The following is a 16,223-nucleotide window of genomic DNA, read 5'->3' on the forward strand; positions in this document are numbered from 1 at the left end:
AGAATGTCCCTCCCTGAAGGGGCGTCGCCACCCCTGTAATGATGTTACGAACTTACTTCCACCACTTCTTTTACAGCAGATGATGCTTTCCTCTGGGCCAGTCGGTTCACGGCATTGAGGTAGGCCCGGGCCGAAGCCTCGAGTACATCCTGAGCCGTGCCCCTTCCGCTTGTCTTTGCTCCGTCATATTCCAGATGGACATAGACTTCCGCAAGTGCATCCCGTCCTCCGCCGACAGAGTTGATCCGGTAGTCAAGAAGCTTCGATGTCCCCGGAAGGATGCGTTCGATCGTGTTATAGATGGCTTCCACACTTCCAGAGCCGGTCGATGCAAGCTGGGTGACACTTCCGTCTTCAAGCTTGAGCTCGATCGTTGCAGTCGGGATATTATCCATACCATACTGGACTTGCATCCGTTCAAGACTGAATCCGACTCCTTCAACCATTTCCGTTTGCTTATTCGTCAGGATGCTGAACAGATCATCATCCACGATTTCCTTTTTCTTATCTGCGAGCTCTTTGAACGCGTGAAACGCTTCGTTCAACTTCTCATCCGTCAGCTCGAATCCGAGCTCTGACGCTTTGTTCTTGAAGGCGTGGCGTCCGGAGTGCTTTCCGAGGACGAGGCGGGTCGAGCTGTTCCCGATCAATTCCGGTGTGATGATTTCGTAGGTGGTCTTTTCTTTCAGCATGCCGTCCTGATGGATCCCGGACTCGTGGGCAAAGGCATTATCCCCGACGACGGCTTTGTTTGCCGGTACCCTCATGCCCGTAAGCTTGCTGACAAGGGCGCTCGTCTTCTTGATTTCATCAAGCTTCAGGCGCGTCCCTGCTTCGTAGAAGTCTTCACGGATCCGAAGGGCGACGGCGATTTCTTCAAGAGCTGCATTTCCTGCCCGCTCCCCGATTCCGTTGATCGTCCCTTCGATCTGATCGGCTCCGTTTTCGATCGCTGCAAGGGAGTTGGCCGTGGCCATCCCCAAGTCGTTATGGCAGTGGGCGGAAAGCTTGATGCCGTCGATATTCGGAACATTCTCCCTGACATGCTTGAAGATCTCTCCATACTTCTGAGGTGTGATATAGCCGACCGTGTCTGGAAGGTTGATGACGGAAGCCCCTGCATCAATGACTTCCTTCATGATCCTGACAAGGAAATCAAGGTCGGTGCGGCATGCATCCTCTGCCGACCATTGCACGACCGGGAAGAACTGTTTCGCATATTTCACGGCCTGGACCGCTGTCTCAACCACCTGATCCGGCGACATCTTGAGCTTATGTGTCATGTGGATCGGCGATGTGGCAAGGAATACATGGAGCCTTGGCTCTGCTGTATTCTTCAGCGCTCCCCATACAGCATCGATATCCCTCTGCTGTGCACGTGCAAGACCGGTCACCGAACTGTTCTTGATCGTCTCGCCGATCCGTTTCACTGCGTCGAAGTCACCCTTGGAGGCTGCAGGGAAGCCGGCCTCTATGACGTCGACTCCCAAGCGTTCCAGCTGCTTCGCCACCTCGATCTTTTCAAGCGTATTGAGGTTCACACCCGCCGATTGTTCACCGTCGCGAAGCGTTGTATCGAAAATATCAATGGTTCGCACTGGAGACCACTTCCTTCTCTTTTTTAGAGGATTTCTGCTGTACGAATGGCATCATGGCCCTCAATTCCTTGCCGACTACTTCGATCGGATGCTCGCTCTCACGCTTGTTGATGGCGTTGAACTCTGGGCGGTTTGCCTGGTTTTCAAGGATCCAGCCCTTTGCAAATTTACCTGTCTGGATATCGGTGAGTACATCCTTCATTCGCGCCTTCGTTTCCTCATTCACGACACGCGGGCCGGAAACGAAGTCTCCCCACTGGGCAGTATCGGAGATGGAGAAGCGCATTCCTTCGAGACCTTGCTCATACATAAGATCGACGATCAGCTTCAGCTCGTGGAGACACTCAAAGTAGGCAACTTCTTTTTGATAACCTGCTTCCACCAATGTCTCAAACCCTGCTTTCACAAGGGATGTCAGCCCACCGCACAGGACTGCCTGTTCACCGAATAGATCGGTTTCCGTTTCTTCCTGGAAGGACGTCTCGAGGATCCCTGCGCGTCCTGCTCCCACTCCCTTTGCGTACGCAAGGGCTACGTCTCGGGCATTTCCCGTCACATCCTGATACACTCCGAACAACGCTGGTACACCTGCGCCCTCTTCGAATGTGCGTCGTACAAGATGCCCTGGACCTTTAGGGGCTACAAGGAATACATCCACATCTTCCGGAGGGACGACTTGAGAGAAATGGATGTTGAATCCGTGAGCGAAAGCGAGGGCTTTACCCGCAGATAGGGCCGGTTTGATCTCAGCTTCATACACCTTCGGCTGATACTCATCCGGGAGGAGTACCATGATGACGTCCGCTTGTTCGCTCGCTTCGCGTACGGAGTATACGTCGAATCCATCTGCAACCGCCTGATCCCATGACTTCCCTTTACGAAGACCGACTACGACATCAAATCCGCTTTCTTTCAGGTTTTGTGCGTGTGCATGACCTTGGGATCCATATCCGACCACTGCTACTTTCTTGCCTTTCAGAACCTCTTCGTTTACGTCACCGTTATAATATACTTTTACCATTTCTCTCATCCTCTCGATTTTTAATAGGTTAGTTGACGATTGTATACTGCTTCATATCTGTGACGCTTTTGCTGTTGCCCCGTGCAAAAGCGGTGATTCCAGTCCTTGCGATTTCTTTGATTCCGTATGGTCTCAGGAGGTCGATGATGGCTTCGATCTTCGACGTTTCCCCAGTCACCTGGACCGTCACGCTATCCCTTGCGACGTCGATGATGGCTGCGCGGAATGGTTCGACAATTCCGTTAATTTCAGATCGTGTTTGACCTGTGCTGAGAACCTTGATGAGGGCAAGTTCCCTCGCCACCACTCCCTGGTCTGTAATGTCCGATACCTTCAGGACATCGATCTGCTTGTGGAGCTGTTTCAGGAGCTGCTCGATCTTGCGGTCATCTTCCACGTTCACGACGAAGGTCATCCTGGAGACTCCTTCCACTTCTGTATAGCCGACCGAGATGCTCTCGATATTGAACTGTCTTTTGGTGAACAGCCCTGTCACCCTGTTCAATACCCCGCTCCGATTATGGACGATGGCCGTTACGATCCGCTTCATGGTTTCACTCCTATCATTTCGTGTAATCCCTTGCCGGGAGCAACCATCGGATAGACGTTTTCCTTCGGGTTGACCCAACAGTCGATCAAGGCAGGCTCGTCACTCGTCAACGCTTCCCTGAGGACCGATTCCACTTCTTCCTGCGTCTTCACCTGATAACCTTTGATGCCGTAAGACTCAGCCAGTTTCACAAAATCAGGCTGCAGGGAGAAGACCGATTGGGAATATCGTTCTTCGTAGAACGTTTCCTGCCACTGCCTCACCATTCCGAGGGTCCCGTTATTCAGGATGACCACCTTTACAGGGAGATCGAGCTCTTTTAATAGGACCAGTTCCTGCAGGGTCATCTGGAAGCCTCCGTCCCCTACGAACGCCACGACTTTTCTATCCCTGTCTGCAAGCTGCGCACCGATTGCCGCCGGGAATCCGAATCCCATCGTGCCGAGTCCGCCCGATGTGACCCAGTTATTCGGGTTTTTGAAAGAGTAATATTGTGCCGCCCACATCTGGTGCTGGCCGACATCGGTGGTGACGACGGCTTCACCGTTGGTCAATTCATACACCTGTTCGATGAGCCGCTGTGGAGAGATGATTTCCTCTGCCCGGTTGTACCAGAATGGATATTCCTGTTTATTGGCCTTCAATCGGCTATGCCACTCCTCGAAGTAGCATTTGCTCTCATCATGCTCGAGGATCTTGACCAAGGCGTGCTTCGCATCAGAGACGATCGGGATATGCGTCTCGACATTCTTGCCGATTTCCGCCGGGTCTACGTCGATATGGACTACTTTCGCATTCGGGGCGAAGGTGGCCAGATTCCCTGTCAGCCTGTCATCGAATCGGGCACCGATGTTAATGAGTAGATCGCATTCATGAAGGGCCATATTGCTTGTATAGCACCCGTGCATCCCCGCCATTCCAAGGAACAAAGCATGATCGGCGGGAAATCCGCCAAGACCCAGCAGCGTATGAACCACAGGAAGATCATAATGTTCAGCGAATTCCTTCAGCTCCTCGGAGGCCTTTGCGTGAAGGATGCCTGCACCCGCCAGGATCACAGGTCTTTGTGAGTGCTTCACGGCTTCGATCAATTTCTTGATTTGCAGAGGGTTCGGATGAAGGTTCGGCTGATAGCCGGGAAGATCCATCTCCTGCTCCTCAGCCGGACTGGCAATTTGAACGGTAAGGTCCTTCGGAATGTCGACCAGGACCGGACCAGGTCTGCCTGTGGAAGCAATGTGGAATGCTTCTTTGACTATGCGGGGAAGATCAGCAAGGTCCCTCACCTGGTAATTGTGTTTGGTGATCGGCATGGTGATCCCGACCACATCCGCTTCTTGGAAGGCATCCGTCCCGATGACGTTGGATGCGACCTGCCCTGTGAAGATCACCAGGGGCAGGGAATCCATCATGGCGTCGGCGATTCCCGTCACAAGGTTCGTCGCCCCGGGTCCCGAGGTTGCAATGACGACACCCGGTCTTCCCGATACCCTGGCGTACCCTTCAGCAGCATGAATGGCTCCTTGCTCGTGGCGCGCCAGGACATGCTTGATGGGGGCTTTGTAAAGAGCATCGTATATCGGCAGGACCGCTCCCCCCGGGTACCCGAACAGAATCTCAACTTTTTCCTCCTTTAACGCCTTCATGAGCATATCAGCACCGTTGATGTTTTCTGCCAGTGACTGTGAAGCCAGATCCGCCTCTACTTTGGCTCTCATTGCCTATCTCCTCCCTTTCATTTCATGATTTCTATGAATCTATCACACAAAAAAACCTTTTCACCCACTACGACAGAGTTTATCTTTCGCAGGGGCGAAAAGGTTTGCTTCCTTTCCACGGTACCACCCTAGTTCAGAGACGACGTTCATCTCCCTCAGCAGGCTGAAGAATTTCAGCCTTCGTTTTTGTAACGAGTAGAGTCTACTCGATCGTTCCTAATCACTGTTCAGAACGATACTCAGAGGGGATGTCGGTATTGGTTGTATTACTGGTTCGCAGCACCACCAGCTCTCTGTGAATACAAAACCCAATCCTTTTGCCTCTTCACCGATTTTGCTTTATTCTGTTTTCAGGATTCCACCCGTGCTTGCCGATGTGACAAGCTTTGCATATCGTGCGAGATAACCTTTTCGTATTTTAGGAGCGGGCTGGACCCACTCTTGCTGCCTGAAGGTGAGCTCTTCCTCTGAAACCATGAGGGAGATGGTGCGGTTGGTGAGATCGATGAAGATCGGATCCCCATTCTCCACGACCCCGATCGGGCCGCCTTCCGCTGCTTCCGGTGAAACGTGACCGATGGAGATGCCACGGGATGCACCGGAGAAGCGTCCGTCCGTGATGAGGGCCACTTTCTTCTCAAGCCCCCTGCCGGCGATGGCCGCTGTCGGAGCGAGCATTTCCGGCATCCCTGGACCGCCTTTCGGTCCTTCGTAGCGAATGACCACTACGTGACCTTCCTTCACTTCACCACTTTCGATTCCTGCAAGGGCCTCATCCTGTGATTCATAGACGATGGCCTCACCCATGAATGTCTTGATGGAAGGATCGACTGCCCCCACCTTGATGACACCACCGTTCGGAGCGATGTTCCCGAACAGGACAGACAATCCTCCTACAGGACTGTAGGCGTTATCCTTCCTCCTGATGACTTCATCATTCACGATTTCAGCATCTTTCACATTTTCATAGAGTGACTTCCCTGTAACGGTGATCCGGTCGCTGTGGACCGCCCCCATCTCGCACAGTTCCTTGATGATGGCACTCACTCCGCCGGCATTGTGGACGTCCTGCATGGAATAATCGGACGCGGGGCTGATCTTCGACAGATACGGCACCCTTTCCGCTACGGTATTGATGCGGTTGATATCGTAATCGATTTCTGCCTCATTGGCGATGGCAAGGGTATGGAGGACCGTGTTGGTCGAACCTCCCATGGCCATATCGAGGGCAAAGGCATCATCGATGGTGTCTTTCGTGATGATATCCCTCGGCTTGATGTCCTTCTTCACCATTTCCACAAGATGCTTGGCAGCGTCCTTGATGAGCTGGTGACGTTCCTCCGATGTTGCCACGATCGTCCCGTTGCCAGGAGGGGCCATCCCGAGCATCTCCATGAGGGAGTTCATGGAATTGGCGGTGAACATCCCTGAACAGGATCCGCATGTCGGACACGCATTTTGCTCGATGTCCAGAAGCTGTTCGGCTGTCATCCTGCCCGATTGATGGGCACCGACCCCTTCGAAGACGGAGACGAGGGAAAGGGGTTTTCCTTCGCTTGATACACCGGCCTCCATCGGCCCTCCCGATACGAAGACGGAAGGAACGTTGGTGCGAACGGATGCCATCAGCATACCCGGCGTGATCTTGTCACAGTTCGGAATGTAAAACACTCCATCAAACCAGTGGGCGTTGATGACCGTTTCGGCTGAATCGGCGATGAGCTCCCGGCTCGGAAGGGAATAACGCATCCCGATATGTCCCATTGCAATCCCGTCATCCACGCCGATCGTATTGAACTCGAACGGGATGCCTCCTGCTTCCCTGATCGCTTCTTTCACGACGGCAGCGAAGTGATTGAGATGCATATGTCCCGGTATGATATCGATATAGGAGTTGCATACCCCGATGAAAGGCTTCTCCATGTCTTCCAATTTGACTCCCGTCGCATAAAGCAGGCTGCGATGGGGAGCGCGGTCGATTCCTTTTTTGATCATGTCACTACGCACATCAGCACCTCCAACTTACCCGACTTGAGCATTTTGTTTGTAAACTTTTCTTCCATCCTGCGTGACAGTGTCCCTGAACTGTTGCAATAATTTATTTGTACATTCACCCGGTTTACCGTCTCCGATCACACGTCCATCGACTTTGACGACGGCGATGACTTCTGCTGCAGTACCCGTGAGGAAGACTTCATCCGCCGTATATACATCGTGGCGTGTAAAGACTTCTTCTTTCATTTCGTAACCTGATTTCTGGGCGATTTCGATGATGGCGTTGCGGGTGATGCCTTCTAGTGCCCCTACATAACCTGGTGGAGTCAGGATCCTTCCTTTCTTCACGATGAAGATGTTATCGGCGGATCCTTCCGCTACATACCCTTGATCGTTCAGCATCAGCGCTTCACTTACACCGGCAAGGTTCGCTTCGATCTTTACGAGGATGTTGTTCAGGTAGTTCAGCGACTTGACCTTCGGCGATAAAACGTCTGCACGGTTCCGTCTGCTTGCTACTGTGACGATCTCGATCCCCGTGTCATACAGTGCTTTCGGGAAAAGCGCGAGTTGTTCAGCAATGACGATGATCTGCGGATGGCTGCAGGTGAACGGATCCAATCCGAGATTCCCTACTCCGCGGGAGATGACTACCCTGATATATGCATTTTCAAGTTTATTCATTTTCAATGTTTCAACGATGATATCGCTCATCTCTTCTTTCGACACTTCGATGTTCAGCATGATGGATTTTGCTGAATCGTAAAGGCGATCAACATGTTCTTCGAGACGGAAGACATTGCCGTCATACATTCGAATGCCTTCGAACACTCCATCTCCATAAAGAAAACCATGGTCATAAACAGATACTTTTGCATCTTCCTTTTTTACGTACTGACCGTCTAAGTAAATCCACTGCTCGCTCATGTTCATCATTCCTTTCACGATTTGATTTATTTGATTATTCGGAATATTAATTTTCTAACACATCTATTTACGTCCAGGCCCCTTGTAAAAATGGGTGCGAAGACCGCCACTGACCTTTTCTGATGCGATTAAAAATTTTATTGAGGACAATGTTACTCCCGTTTTAATGGAAGGTCAACACTATTTCGGTAAATTATTAGACAATTTAGATTTGTCAGATTATATGGTAACGCTTTCATCTTTGTCCTTATCAGGTTTATAGAACCTCAAAAAAAATAAATTTTTGTTCTTAAAAAATCTTTGATAGTTTTTTCCCGAAGACGTTGAGTTTACAGGGCTCATGACATCCTTAGACATCATTCATCACACTCCTCCCCCTCTTCCCATTCTCAACAAATCCCTTCAAATGAGAATCAACCCACTTTAGTACTCTAATAGAAGAAACGCTACTTTTTTTATTTTCCGGGAGAAACTGAATAGGAACACTCCTATTTGTGACTTGTTGCACAAGAACCACCCATTTATTTACGTTTACCTGAATCAAGGGGTGATCGATCCTCTTGAATCAGTTTAAAATCTCTATAAAATAAAAAACCGGTTCCTGTTCGGAACCGGTTTTCTTTTATACCCATGTATACATATATGCTGGATCTTCGACATCCTTTGCCTTCTTCACGATTTTGAGGGGGCGGAACGTATCGATCATGACGGCGAGTTCCAGTGTTTCTTTTTTCCCGATGCTCGCTTCAGTCGTTCCCGGATGCGGCCCGTGGGGAATCCCGCTTGGATGGAGGGTGATCGATCCCCTCTTGATGCCCTTGCGGCTCATGAAATTCCCCTCTACATAGTAAAGGAGTTCGTCGCTGTTGACATTGCTGTGGTTATAAGGAGCCGGTATGGCTTCCGGGTGGTAATCATAAAGCCTCGGAACGAAGGAGCAGACGACGAAGTTATGCCCCTCGAAGGTCTGATGCACAGGCGGGGGCTGATGGACCCTGCCCGTGATCGGCTCGAAGTCTTCAATGTTGAACTTCCAAGGATAGAGATAGCCGTCCCATCCTACGACATCAAGGGGATGATGATCCAGGACATGAACATGGATCGATCCGCGGGATTTCGTCAGGACGCGGTATTCTCCTTTTTCATCCCGGGATTCAAGTACTTCCGGTCCAGATAGATCCCGTTCACAGAATGGACTGTGTTCGAGGAGTTGGCCATATTCATTCCGATACCTGCGCGGAGTGGTGATCTGACTGAACGATTCGACCACGAGGATCTTCGTCTCTTCCTCGGGTATGATCCGGTGGATGGTGCCGATCGGGATGATGATGTAATCGCCTTTCCCGTAAGAAAGTGTACCGAACATCGTCTCCACTTTCCCTGCTCCATAATGGATGAACAGCATCTCATCTCCATCACCGTTACGGTAGAAGTCACTCATGGCATCAGTAACCGCTGCGGTCCCGATGAGAAGGTCGCTATTCCCAAGAAGGTATTCCCTTGCGTTCAGGGCATCTCCCTTCTTCTCGATTGACTCCGTGAAAAAGTGGCGGTGGCGAAGGGCCCCCTCCTCTTCGAACTCAGGCAGGTAGCTGCCTCCGTAAGATGCTTCCGAGACTGCAGTCGGGAGATGGTGGTGATAAAGGATCGATTGGGTCCCGGAGAACCCCTTCGTCCCCATCACCTGTTCCCGGTAAAGACTTCCATCATCTTTTTTGAACATCGTATGACGCTTGTGGGGGATCGTCCCCATCCGGCGATAAAACATGATCCCTCTCCTCCCTTGCACTGATTGTATTCTTTAAGATTCCGAGACCTGTGATGCCAAGTTCCACGATATCACCGGGTTCAAGCCAGGGGTGGATTTCTTCACCAAGCTCGAGCAGGCAGCCCGTGCCGACGGTCCCCGACCCGATCACTTCCCCCGGTATGAGCATGACATTTTCAGATGCCCTGGCAATCATGGCGGGAAACGGATAATGGATATCTTTATAATTCCCCTTTGACAACGGGACTCCGTTCACTGAGGCAGTCATCTCCAGGTCGAGACGGTCCCCTTCCCGGTAGGATTCCAGCTCATCCCTCGTCACAAGATACGGGCCGAACGTGGTGGCAAAGTCTTTCCCTTTCGCCGGCCCGAGGCCCACCTTCATCTCTTCACGCTGAAGGTCCCTAGCACTCCAGTCGTTCATGATCATATAGCCGTAGATATGGTCTTCTGCATGCTCAACTTGGATGTCTTTGCCTCTGCGCCCGATGACGCAGGCAATTTCAAGCTCGTAATCCAGACATTCGCTCCCATCGGGAACCGTGATCGGCGCATCTGGTCCGGTCACACTCATATGATTGGTGAAATAGAAGACCGGCATCTCATACCATTCCGGTACGACCGAAAGGCCCCTTCTCTGCCGGGCGTTCCTCACATGATCCTCAAACGCATAAAAGTCGCGGATGCTCACTGGATCAGGCAGGGGGGCCACGAGGGGAAGATCCACGAGGGCATATTCCCCGGTAAGGGAAGAGAGTTCGCGCATGAGCGATATGCCTTCATCCCCCAATTCGATCAGTCGCTTCATCTCTTTCGGTAAGCGGCCGCCGCTCGCCTGATGGAGATCAATCACCCTGTCTCCGCTTACGAGGCCTGCCCTTACCTCATCTCCCACTAGAAAACTCACTAACTTCATTTCTCTCTCACCTCTTCCGGGTCAATTCGAATGTATCGGCGAGGGGCTTCGTGTACATCTGGCCTGCCATCCTCCCGACAGGCTCAAGCGTGGATGAGTCGATTCTTCCGGCGTCATACAGCTCATCATCCATTCGCACGCACAGCACTTTTCCAATCACCAGGCTCCCTGCCCCTGGATGATCGCCGAAATGCAGGACGTCCTGCAGGATGCATTCCAACTGGACCCGGCTTTCTGAAACAGCCGGGGGAGCGATGGTAACCGATGGCTTCTTACCTAGGCCGACTGCCTCGAACTCATCCACTTCCGGGGCAAATTCCTTCGAACAGTCGTTCATTTGCTCTACAAACGTTTCACTGACTATATTAATCACAAATTCCTTCGTCGCTTCAATATTCAACAGCGTATCCTTCTTCCCACCGTCCGTACCTCTTCGCATCGGCGAAAAACATACCAGCATGGGATCGGCGCTGATGGCCGTAAAAAAGCTGAACGGGGCAAGGTTCGCATGGCCCGCCTCATCCACGGTGGAAACAAATGCAATCGGTCTCGGGAGGATGGAGCCGATGACCAGTTTATATGCTTCCTGCCAAGGGAGCTGATCAGGCTTGATATCCACTTGCATTCCTCCCCAGCACATATTCAAGGGCCTTGACGAAAGCCCGATTGTCCTGATCGGCTCCGATCGTCACGCGGATGGTCTCGGGATAGCCCAGAAGGACCCCGGACCTGACAAGGAATCCTCTCTTCGCCAATTCACCTGCAATGACATTCCCGTCCTTCCCCGTATCCACCATGATAAAATTCGCCTGGGAAGGGAAGTACGCGAGCCCAAGTCTATGAAACTCCCCTTCGAGATAGGAACGGCCCGCTTCATTCAACGAAGCACACTTCCCGATGAACTCCTGGTCATGGAGGGCCGTGACGGCTGCTCCCTGGGCCAGCGCATTCACATTGAAGACATCCTTCACTTTAAGGAGCTGTCCGGCTACTTCCTCATTCATGACCCCGAATCCGACCCTGAGTCCCGCCAAGCCGTAGATCTTTGAAAAAGTCCTCAGGATCACCAGGTTATCGAAGCGCTCCAAAAGCGGGAGCGTGTCGAGGTGATTCCTGTCTGACACGTATTCCACGTACGCTTCGTCCAAAACCAGGAGGACGTGTGGGGGGACGGCTGAAATGAAGGACAGGAGTTCCTCAGTCCCGACGATGGTACCTGTTGGGTTATTCGGATTGCAGATGAAGATGAGCTTCGTCCGATCCGTAATTTCGCTTTTCATCCCGGCCAGGTCATGGACCCCGTTCACCAGGGGGACCTTCACCGATCTCCCGCCTTCGAGGAAGACATTCGTATGATAGCGGGGGAAGGTGACATCCGCCATGATGGCTTCGTCTCCTTCACTGATGTAGGCCCTGGAGAGAAGCCTGATCACTTCATCCGACCCATTCCCGAATACAAGCTTCCCTTCGCGCACCCCAAGGAATTCAGACACTTCCCTGCGAAGTTCAGTGGCCGCCCCGTCCGGGTAAAGGAAGAGTTCCCCATTGCCTTCCTTCAACCAGCTGACGACCTCCGGGGAGCAGCCGTGGATATTTTCATTTTCCGATAGCTTGCAAATAGACCCGAGACCATGCTCTTTTTGTAACTCGACAGTCGATTTCCCAAGAACATACGGATCAATTTTTGTAAGGACTTCCCTCGTCTTGAACTTCAGCACCATCAGCCTGCCCCCTCCTTATAATAGGGCTGACCCCGAGTTTCAGAACGGGATCCCGACCGATTCCTGCACGGATGCAGGAGGTGTCCGGATCTCTTCGAAAAGCTCATGGGCCAGCCCGTTTTCTGTTTGTTGATCCCCTATTATTCTCGATCCCTCATGATTCCCTTTATATATCTATCTCTTTTTTGGATCTTATCTCTCTTTATCTGATACCGTCGATTTGAATGTCGGACTCATTATTTAAAGATTTCCGCGTCGCTCCTGCTCTCTTTCTATCGATTCGAACAACGCTTTGAAGTTCCCTTCTCCGAATCCCCTTGCCCCTTTGCGCTGGATGACCTCAATGAAGAGAGTCGGGCGATCAACAATTGGCTTTGTAAAGATCTGGAGGAGATACCCTTCATCATCTCGATCCACCAGAATGTTCAACGCCTTGATTTGAGAAATTTCCTCATCGATTTCTCCCACACGCTCAGACAGCATATCGTAATAGGAATCCGGGGTGCTCAGGAATTCCACACCGTTCTCCTTCAGGATGCCGACGGTCTTCACGATGTCCTCTGTCAGAACGGCGATATGCTGTACCCCTGGACCGCCGTAGTACTCAAGGTACTCCTGGATCTGGGATTTGCGCTTGCCTTCAGCAGGCTCGTTGATCGGGAACTTGATCCTGCCACCGTTGTGCATCACTTTGGACATGAGGGCGGAGTATTCTGTCGTGATATCCTCATCGGAGAAATGGCGCATCTCCTTGAAGCCCATCACCTTCTCGTAGTACTCCACCCACTCTTCCATGCGCTCGACATTTCCGACAACGTGGTCGACGGCGATGATGGCCGCATCACGCTCTGTTCTGGAAGAGTCCGCTTTTTCATACCCTGGCATGAAGATCCCGTTATAATCCTTCCGTTCAATCAAAGTATGGATCGTGTCGCCGTATGTACCAATCACCGCTTTTTTCAGCTTCCCATCTGCATCTTCCAATGTTTCTGGAGGCATGATTTCAATGGCCCCTCGCTCTACCGCACCTTTGAAAGCCTTTTCAACATCATCCACCATAAGGGCGATATCCTTGATCCCATCCCCATGCTTCCTGACGAATTCCGCTACACGGCTTCCTTCGTGAAGGCTCCCCGTCACAACAAGTCTAACTTTATTCTGCTGAAGGACATAGGAGACGGTATCACGGTTACCTGTTTCAAGTCCGGAATACGCGACGGTCTTGAATCCGAACGCTGTGCAAAAGAAATGGGCAGCCTGCTTGGCGTTCCCTGTGAAATATTCGAGATAATCGACATCCCTTACCGGGAAGATTTCTTCGGTCTTCATTGACTTCTTATCCATCTTTTCCATAACGATCCCTCCGATTTCGTATTTTTCTGATTATTATCGTATGCTGTTTTTCTTTTCTTCTCAAGAGCGGCATGTGAAGCATGAACGCTTTTCTGCAGTAAAGCAACTGACTTATCGGACTGCCTTCTTCTTCCTCCTCTGAAGGTGTACAGCATGCCCGGTGAGCTCCTCCAAGGCTTCCATCAGGGCTTCGTTGCTGCTCGGATGCGGATAGAGCGGGAAGGTGAAATCTTCCGCCCTTGCTGCCATTTCAAGTCCGAGCACTCCGGTGGAAATCAGTTCGACAGCTCCCGGCCCGATCATATGGATGCCAAGGATCAGAGATGTCCCTTTCTCCGATACGATTTTAATCATGCCGTCCGTTTCTTCCTTCAGCGCTGCAAAGCCATTCGCTCTGAAAGGATACTCACTGCAGACAACGTCATATCCACGGTCCTTCGCTTCTTCCTCAGTCCAGCCCGCACAGGCGACCGGCGGATCCATATGGACGATGGCAGGAAGCCACTCCAGGTCCATTTCCCCCGTCTTCCCTGCAATGGCTTCCGCTGCCACCTTTCCTTCCTTGATCGCTTTGATGGCAAGCCCCGGTCCCGGGGTCACATCCCCTATGGCCCACACGCCGGGAATGGACGTGCGTCCCTCCCCGTCGACCTTGATTTTACCTTCCTCGCACTCAAGCTGTAGCCGGTCCAGTCCTGCACAGGTCAGGTCTGCACCCGACTTCCCACATACGACTAAATGAGTCCCATTCACCTGCCTGGTCCCGGTAGGACTTTCATAATCCACTTCCACCCCTCCATCGTCCGAAACGCTCAGAATCGTCACTTCGGTGGTGACAGAGACCTTCTGTTTTTTCAGAAGCCTCTTCATCTCACGCTCAATGGCCTGATCAAATGGCAGTCTCCCTTCCATCAGGAGGGTGACTGCGCTCCCAAGGGCCGCGTATGCCGCAGCTATTTCAATGGCCACATAGTCATGACCGGATACAATCAATTCCTCCGGTATCTCGGTCATGGTCAGTGCCTCCCGCTCCGTCAGGACAAATGGGGATTTCATACTGATACGGGACGGATACTCCATCTTCCCACCAATGGCGACAATGGCCTGCTTGAATTCAAAAAGGGAGAACTGATGACCATTTTCAATCCCGATCCGGTTCTCGGATAAAAATGAAGCGGCCCCTTTCATCACCTCGACTCCTCCTGAACGAAGCAGTCCTTCCACCCCTGCCCGCAGGCCCTGGATCTTCTCTTCTCTATAGGACTTCAGCCTGGCAAGATCGATGGACGTTTCCCCCATGACCATGCCCATTTTCTGCAGATGCCCCTGCTTTCGGAACTCGCTTGCAAAATGGGTCAGGATCTTCGATGGGATGCACCCTTCATTCAGGCAGGCTCCCCCGATCTCCCCCTGCTCGATCAAGGTGACCTGTTGCCCCAGCTGGGCGGCACGAAGCGCGGCATGATAGCCCCCAGGTCCTCCACCGATGACCATCAGATCACGTTTTTCAACCATTTCCCCCACGACCATCTAAATCATCTCCATCAGCAGGATACCCGGTTTTTCAATGAAATCCCGCAGTCGATTGGTGAATCTTACGGCTGTTCCGCCATCTGCCACCCGGTGATCAAAGGACATGGATACATTCATTATGGACCGGATCACGATTTCATCCGCCTCATTGACCATTGGCCTCTTCTTCGTTTTATGGAAGGATACGAGGGCCACTTCCGGTTCATTGATGATCGGCGTCGCACCGATCGAACCTCCAAGCGGACCGACATTGCTCACCGTGAATGTCCCCCCTGTTGCCTCCTTGGCGGTAAGCGTATGATCCAGCGCTTTGTTTGTCAGTGCCTTGAGTTCTTTCTGGATGCCCTTCAGCGTCTTCTCTTCCACATGACGGATCACCGGTACGATCAACCCTTCCTCCGTATCGACCGCTACTCCTATATGGTGGGCATGCTGAAGGTGGACGCACTCCTGTTCTTCATCCAGCCGTCCGTTGAAAATCGGGAATTCTTTCAGGCAGACAGACAGCGCTTTGATGAAGAATGCACCCATGGAAACGTCCGTCACATCCCTTTTCCACGCGAGGAGTTCCGTGACATCAATCTCTTCAAAATGGGTACAGTGAGGGATGGTCCTGACTGACCGGACCATCTTTGAAGCAATCTGCTTCCGCCTTCCCCTGAAAGGGATGCTGTCTGCCTCAGTCCGCTCAGGCGTTTCCTTAGGAAGTGGTTCCACCAGGAGGTGAGACTGGATATCTTCATCCAAGATCCTTCCCGCTGGACCGGATCCCCGTACCTTTTCAAGGGGGATTCCTGCATCCCTCGCCAACTTTCTAGTGTATGGAGATGCCAAGATCCTGGTCGATTGTGCCGTGGCCGAGGATGTACGTTTGGGCGCTACCGACTCCTTGCCGGCACCCATGATCAATACCGTCTCACCGACACGTATCGTATCTCCTTCCTTCACACTGAACCCTTTGATGATCCCATTGGCAGGTGCCGGGATTTCCGCTGTCATCTTATCCGTCTGAACTTCCACCAGCGGCTGATCCGCACGCACCTGTTCACCGACCCCCACCAAAAAGGCGTTGATCGTCGCTTCGGTCATTCCTTCCCCTATATCATGCAGCTTGACCTCCATC

Annotated in this window: 13 protein-coding genes; all 13 read right to left on the bottom strand. The window is 51.9% G+C overall.

Translation table 11 applies throughout. The annotated features are described in order from the left end of the window. Nucleotides 1-44: 44 nt before the first annotated feature. The 13 genes from ACNA6I_RS15835 to ACNA6I_RS15895 all read right to left on the bottom strand — a co-directional run bounded on the left by ACNA6I_RS15835 (nucleotide 45) and on the right by ACNA6I_RS15895 (nucleotide 16,222). Nucleotides 45-1,598, bottom strand: a complete 1,554-nt coding sequence (locus ACNA6I_RS15835; RefSeq protein ID WP_063190724.1) for a 2-isopropylmalate synthase — start codon at nucleotides 1,596-1,598, stop codon at nucleotides 45-47. Then, on the bottom strand, nucleotides 1,585-2,619 hold the full coding sequence (gene ilvC, locus ACNA6I_RS15840) for a ketol-acid reductoisomerase (RefSeq protein WP_048005707.1): 1,035 nt from the start codon (nucleotides 2,617-2,619) through the stop codon (nucleotides 1,585-1,587). The genes ACNA6I_RS15835 and ilvC overlap by 14 nt, the downstream gene beginning before the upstream one ends. A 28-nt stretch (nucleotides 2,620-2,647) precedes the next feature. Continuing rightward, on the bottom strand, nucleotides 2,648-3,169 hold the full coding sequence (gene ilvN / locus ACNA6I_RS15845) for an acetolactate synthase small subunit (RefSeq protein WP_048005708.1): 522 nt from the start codon (nucleotides 3,167-3,169) through the stop codon (nucleotides 2,648-2,650). Next, a complete protein-coding gene (ilvB, locus tag ACNA6I_RS15850) occupies nucleotides 3,166-4,887 on the bottom strand; it encodes an acetolactate synthase large subunit (protein ID WP_048005709.1) in 1,722 nt (573 codons plus the stop codon). Before ilvB ends, ilvN begins: the two co-directional genes overlap by 4 nt. Before the next feature lie 339 nt (nucleotides 4,888-5,226). Further along, on the bottom strand, nucleotides 5,227-6,894 hold the full coding sequence (ilvD, locus tag ACNA6I_RS15855) for a dihydroxy-acid dehydratase (RefSeq protein ID WP_048012199.1): 1,668 nt from the start codon (nucleotides 6,892-6,894) through the stop codon (nucleotides 5,227-5,229). A 15-nt stretch (nucleotides 6,895-6,909) separates the two neighbouring features. Then, complete coding sequence (ilvE, locus tag ACNA6I_RS15860; protein WP_048005711.1) at nucleotides 6,910-7,809, bottom strand: branched-chain-amino-acid transaminase; 900 nt, start codon at nucleotides 7,807-7,809, stop codon at nucleotides 6,910-6,912. A gap of 622 nt (nucleotides 7,810-8,431) precedes the next feature. Next, entirely contained in the window at nucleotides 8,432-9,577 is a 1,146-nt protein-coding gene (locus tag ACNA6I_RS15865) for a homogentisate 1,2-dioxygenase (RefSeq protein ID WP_048012198.1), read from the bottom strand. Beyond that, nucleotides 9,516-10,493 carry a fumarylacetoacetate hydrolase family protein gene (locus ACNA6I_RS15870; protein WP_048005714.1) on the bottom strand — a complete coding sequence of 326 codons (978 nt, stop codon included), beginning with the start codon at nucleotides 10,491-10,493 and terminating at the stop codon, nucleotides 9,516-9,518. Before ACNA6I_RS15870 ends, ACNA6I_RS15865 begins: the two co-directional genes overlap by 62 nt. 7 nt (nucleotides 10,494-10,500) lie before the next feature. Beyond that, nucleotides 10,501-11,112 carry a flavin reductase family protein gene (locus tag ACNA6I_RS15875; protein ID WP_048005715.1) on the bottom strand — a complete coding sequence of 204 codons (612 nt, stop codon included), beginning with the start codon at nucleotides 11,110-11,112 and terminating at the stop codon, nucleotides 10,501-10,503. Next, nucleotides 11,096-12,214: a histidinol-phosphate transaminase gene (gene hisC / locus ACNA6I_RS15880; RefSeq protein ID WP_416313746.1), complete on the bottom strand. Its 1,119-nt coding sequence runs from the start codon at nucleotides 12,212-12,214 to the stop codon at nucleotides 11,096-11,098. Before hisC ends, ACNA6I_RS15875 begins: the two co-directional genes overlap by 17 nt. A 240-nt stretch (nucleotides 12,215-12,454) precedes the next feature. Continuing rightward, a complete protein-coding gene (hppD, locus tag ACNA6I_RS15885; RefSeq protein ID WP_048005717.1) occupies nucleotides 12,455-13,567 on the bottom strand; it encodes a 4-hydroxyphenylpyruvate dioxygenase in 1,113 nt (370 codons plus the stop codon). 111 nt (nucleotides 13,568-13,678) lie between these two features. After that, a complete protein-coding gene (locus tag ACNA6I_RS15890; RefSeq protein ID WP_048005718.1) occupies nucleotides 13,679-15,097 on the bottom strand; it encodes an FAD-dependent oxidoreductase in 1,419 nt (472 codons plus the stop codon). Continuing rightward, nucleotides 15,098-16,222 carry a dihydrolipoamide acetyltransferase family protein gene (locus ACNA6I_RS15895; RefSeq protein ID WP_048005719.1) on the bottom strand — a complete coding sequence of 375 codons (1,125 nt, stop codon included), beginning with the start codon at nucleotides 16,220-16,222 and terminating at the stop codon, nucleotides 15,098-15,100. It abuts the gene before it with no gap. Nucleotide 16,223 lies beyond the last annotated feature (1 nt).

Source organism: Rossellomorea sp. FS2 (assembly GCF_047915635.1).
Taxonomy (GTDB): domain Bacteria; phylum Bacillota; class Bacilli; order Bacillales; family Bacillaceae_B; genus Rossellomorea; species Rossellomorea marisflavi_A.

Bases quoted from the DNA above. Each gene is read 5' to 3' on its own strand.
- ilvC (WP_048005707.1), bottom strand. From the start codon at position 2,619: ATGGTAAAAGTATATTATAACGGTGACGTAAACGAAGAGGTTCTGAAA.
- ilvN (WP_048005708.1), bottom strand. From the start codon at position 3,169: ATGAAGCGGATCGTAACGGCCATCGTCCATAATCGGAGCGGGGTATTG.
- ilvB (WP_048005709.1), bottom strand. From the start codon at position 4,887: ATGAGAGCCAAAGTAGAGGCGGATCTGGCTTCACAGTCACTGGCAGAA.
- ilvE (WP_048005711.1), bottom strand. From the start codon at position 7,809: ATGAGCGAGCAGTGGATTTACTTAGACGGTCAGTACGTAAAAAAGGAA.
- ACNA6I_RS15865 (WP_048012198.1), bottom strand. From the start codon at position 9,577: ATGTTTTATCGCCGGATGGGGACGATCCCCCACAAGCGTCATACGATG.
- ACNA6I_RS15870 (WP_048005714.1), bottom strand. From the start codon at position 10,493: ATGAAGTTAGTGAGTTTTCTAGTGGGAGATGAGGTAAGGGCAGGCCTC.
- hisC (WP_416313746.1), bottom strand. From the start codon at position 12,214: ATGGTGCTGAAGTTCAAGACGAGGGAAGTCCTTACAAAAATTGATCCG.
- hppD (WP_048005717.1), bottom strand. From the start codon at position 13,567: ATGGAAAAGATGGATAAGAAGTCAATGAAGACCGAAGAAATCTTCCCG.
- ACNA6I_RS15890 (WP_048005718.1), bottom strand. From the start codon at position 15,097: ATGGTCGTGGGGGAAATGGTTGAAAAACGTGATCTGATGGTCATCGGT.
- ACNA6I_RS15895 (WP_048005719.1), bottom strand. From the start codon at position 16,222: ATGGAGGTCAAGCTGCATGATATAGGGGAAGGAATGACCGAAGCGACG.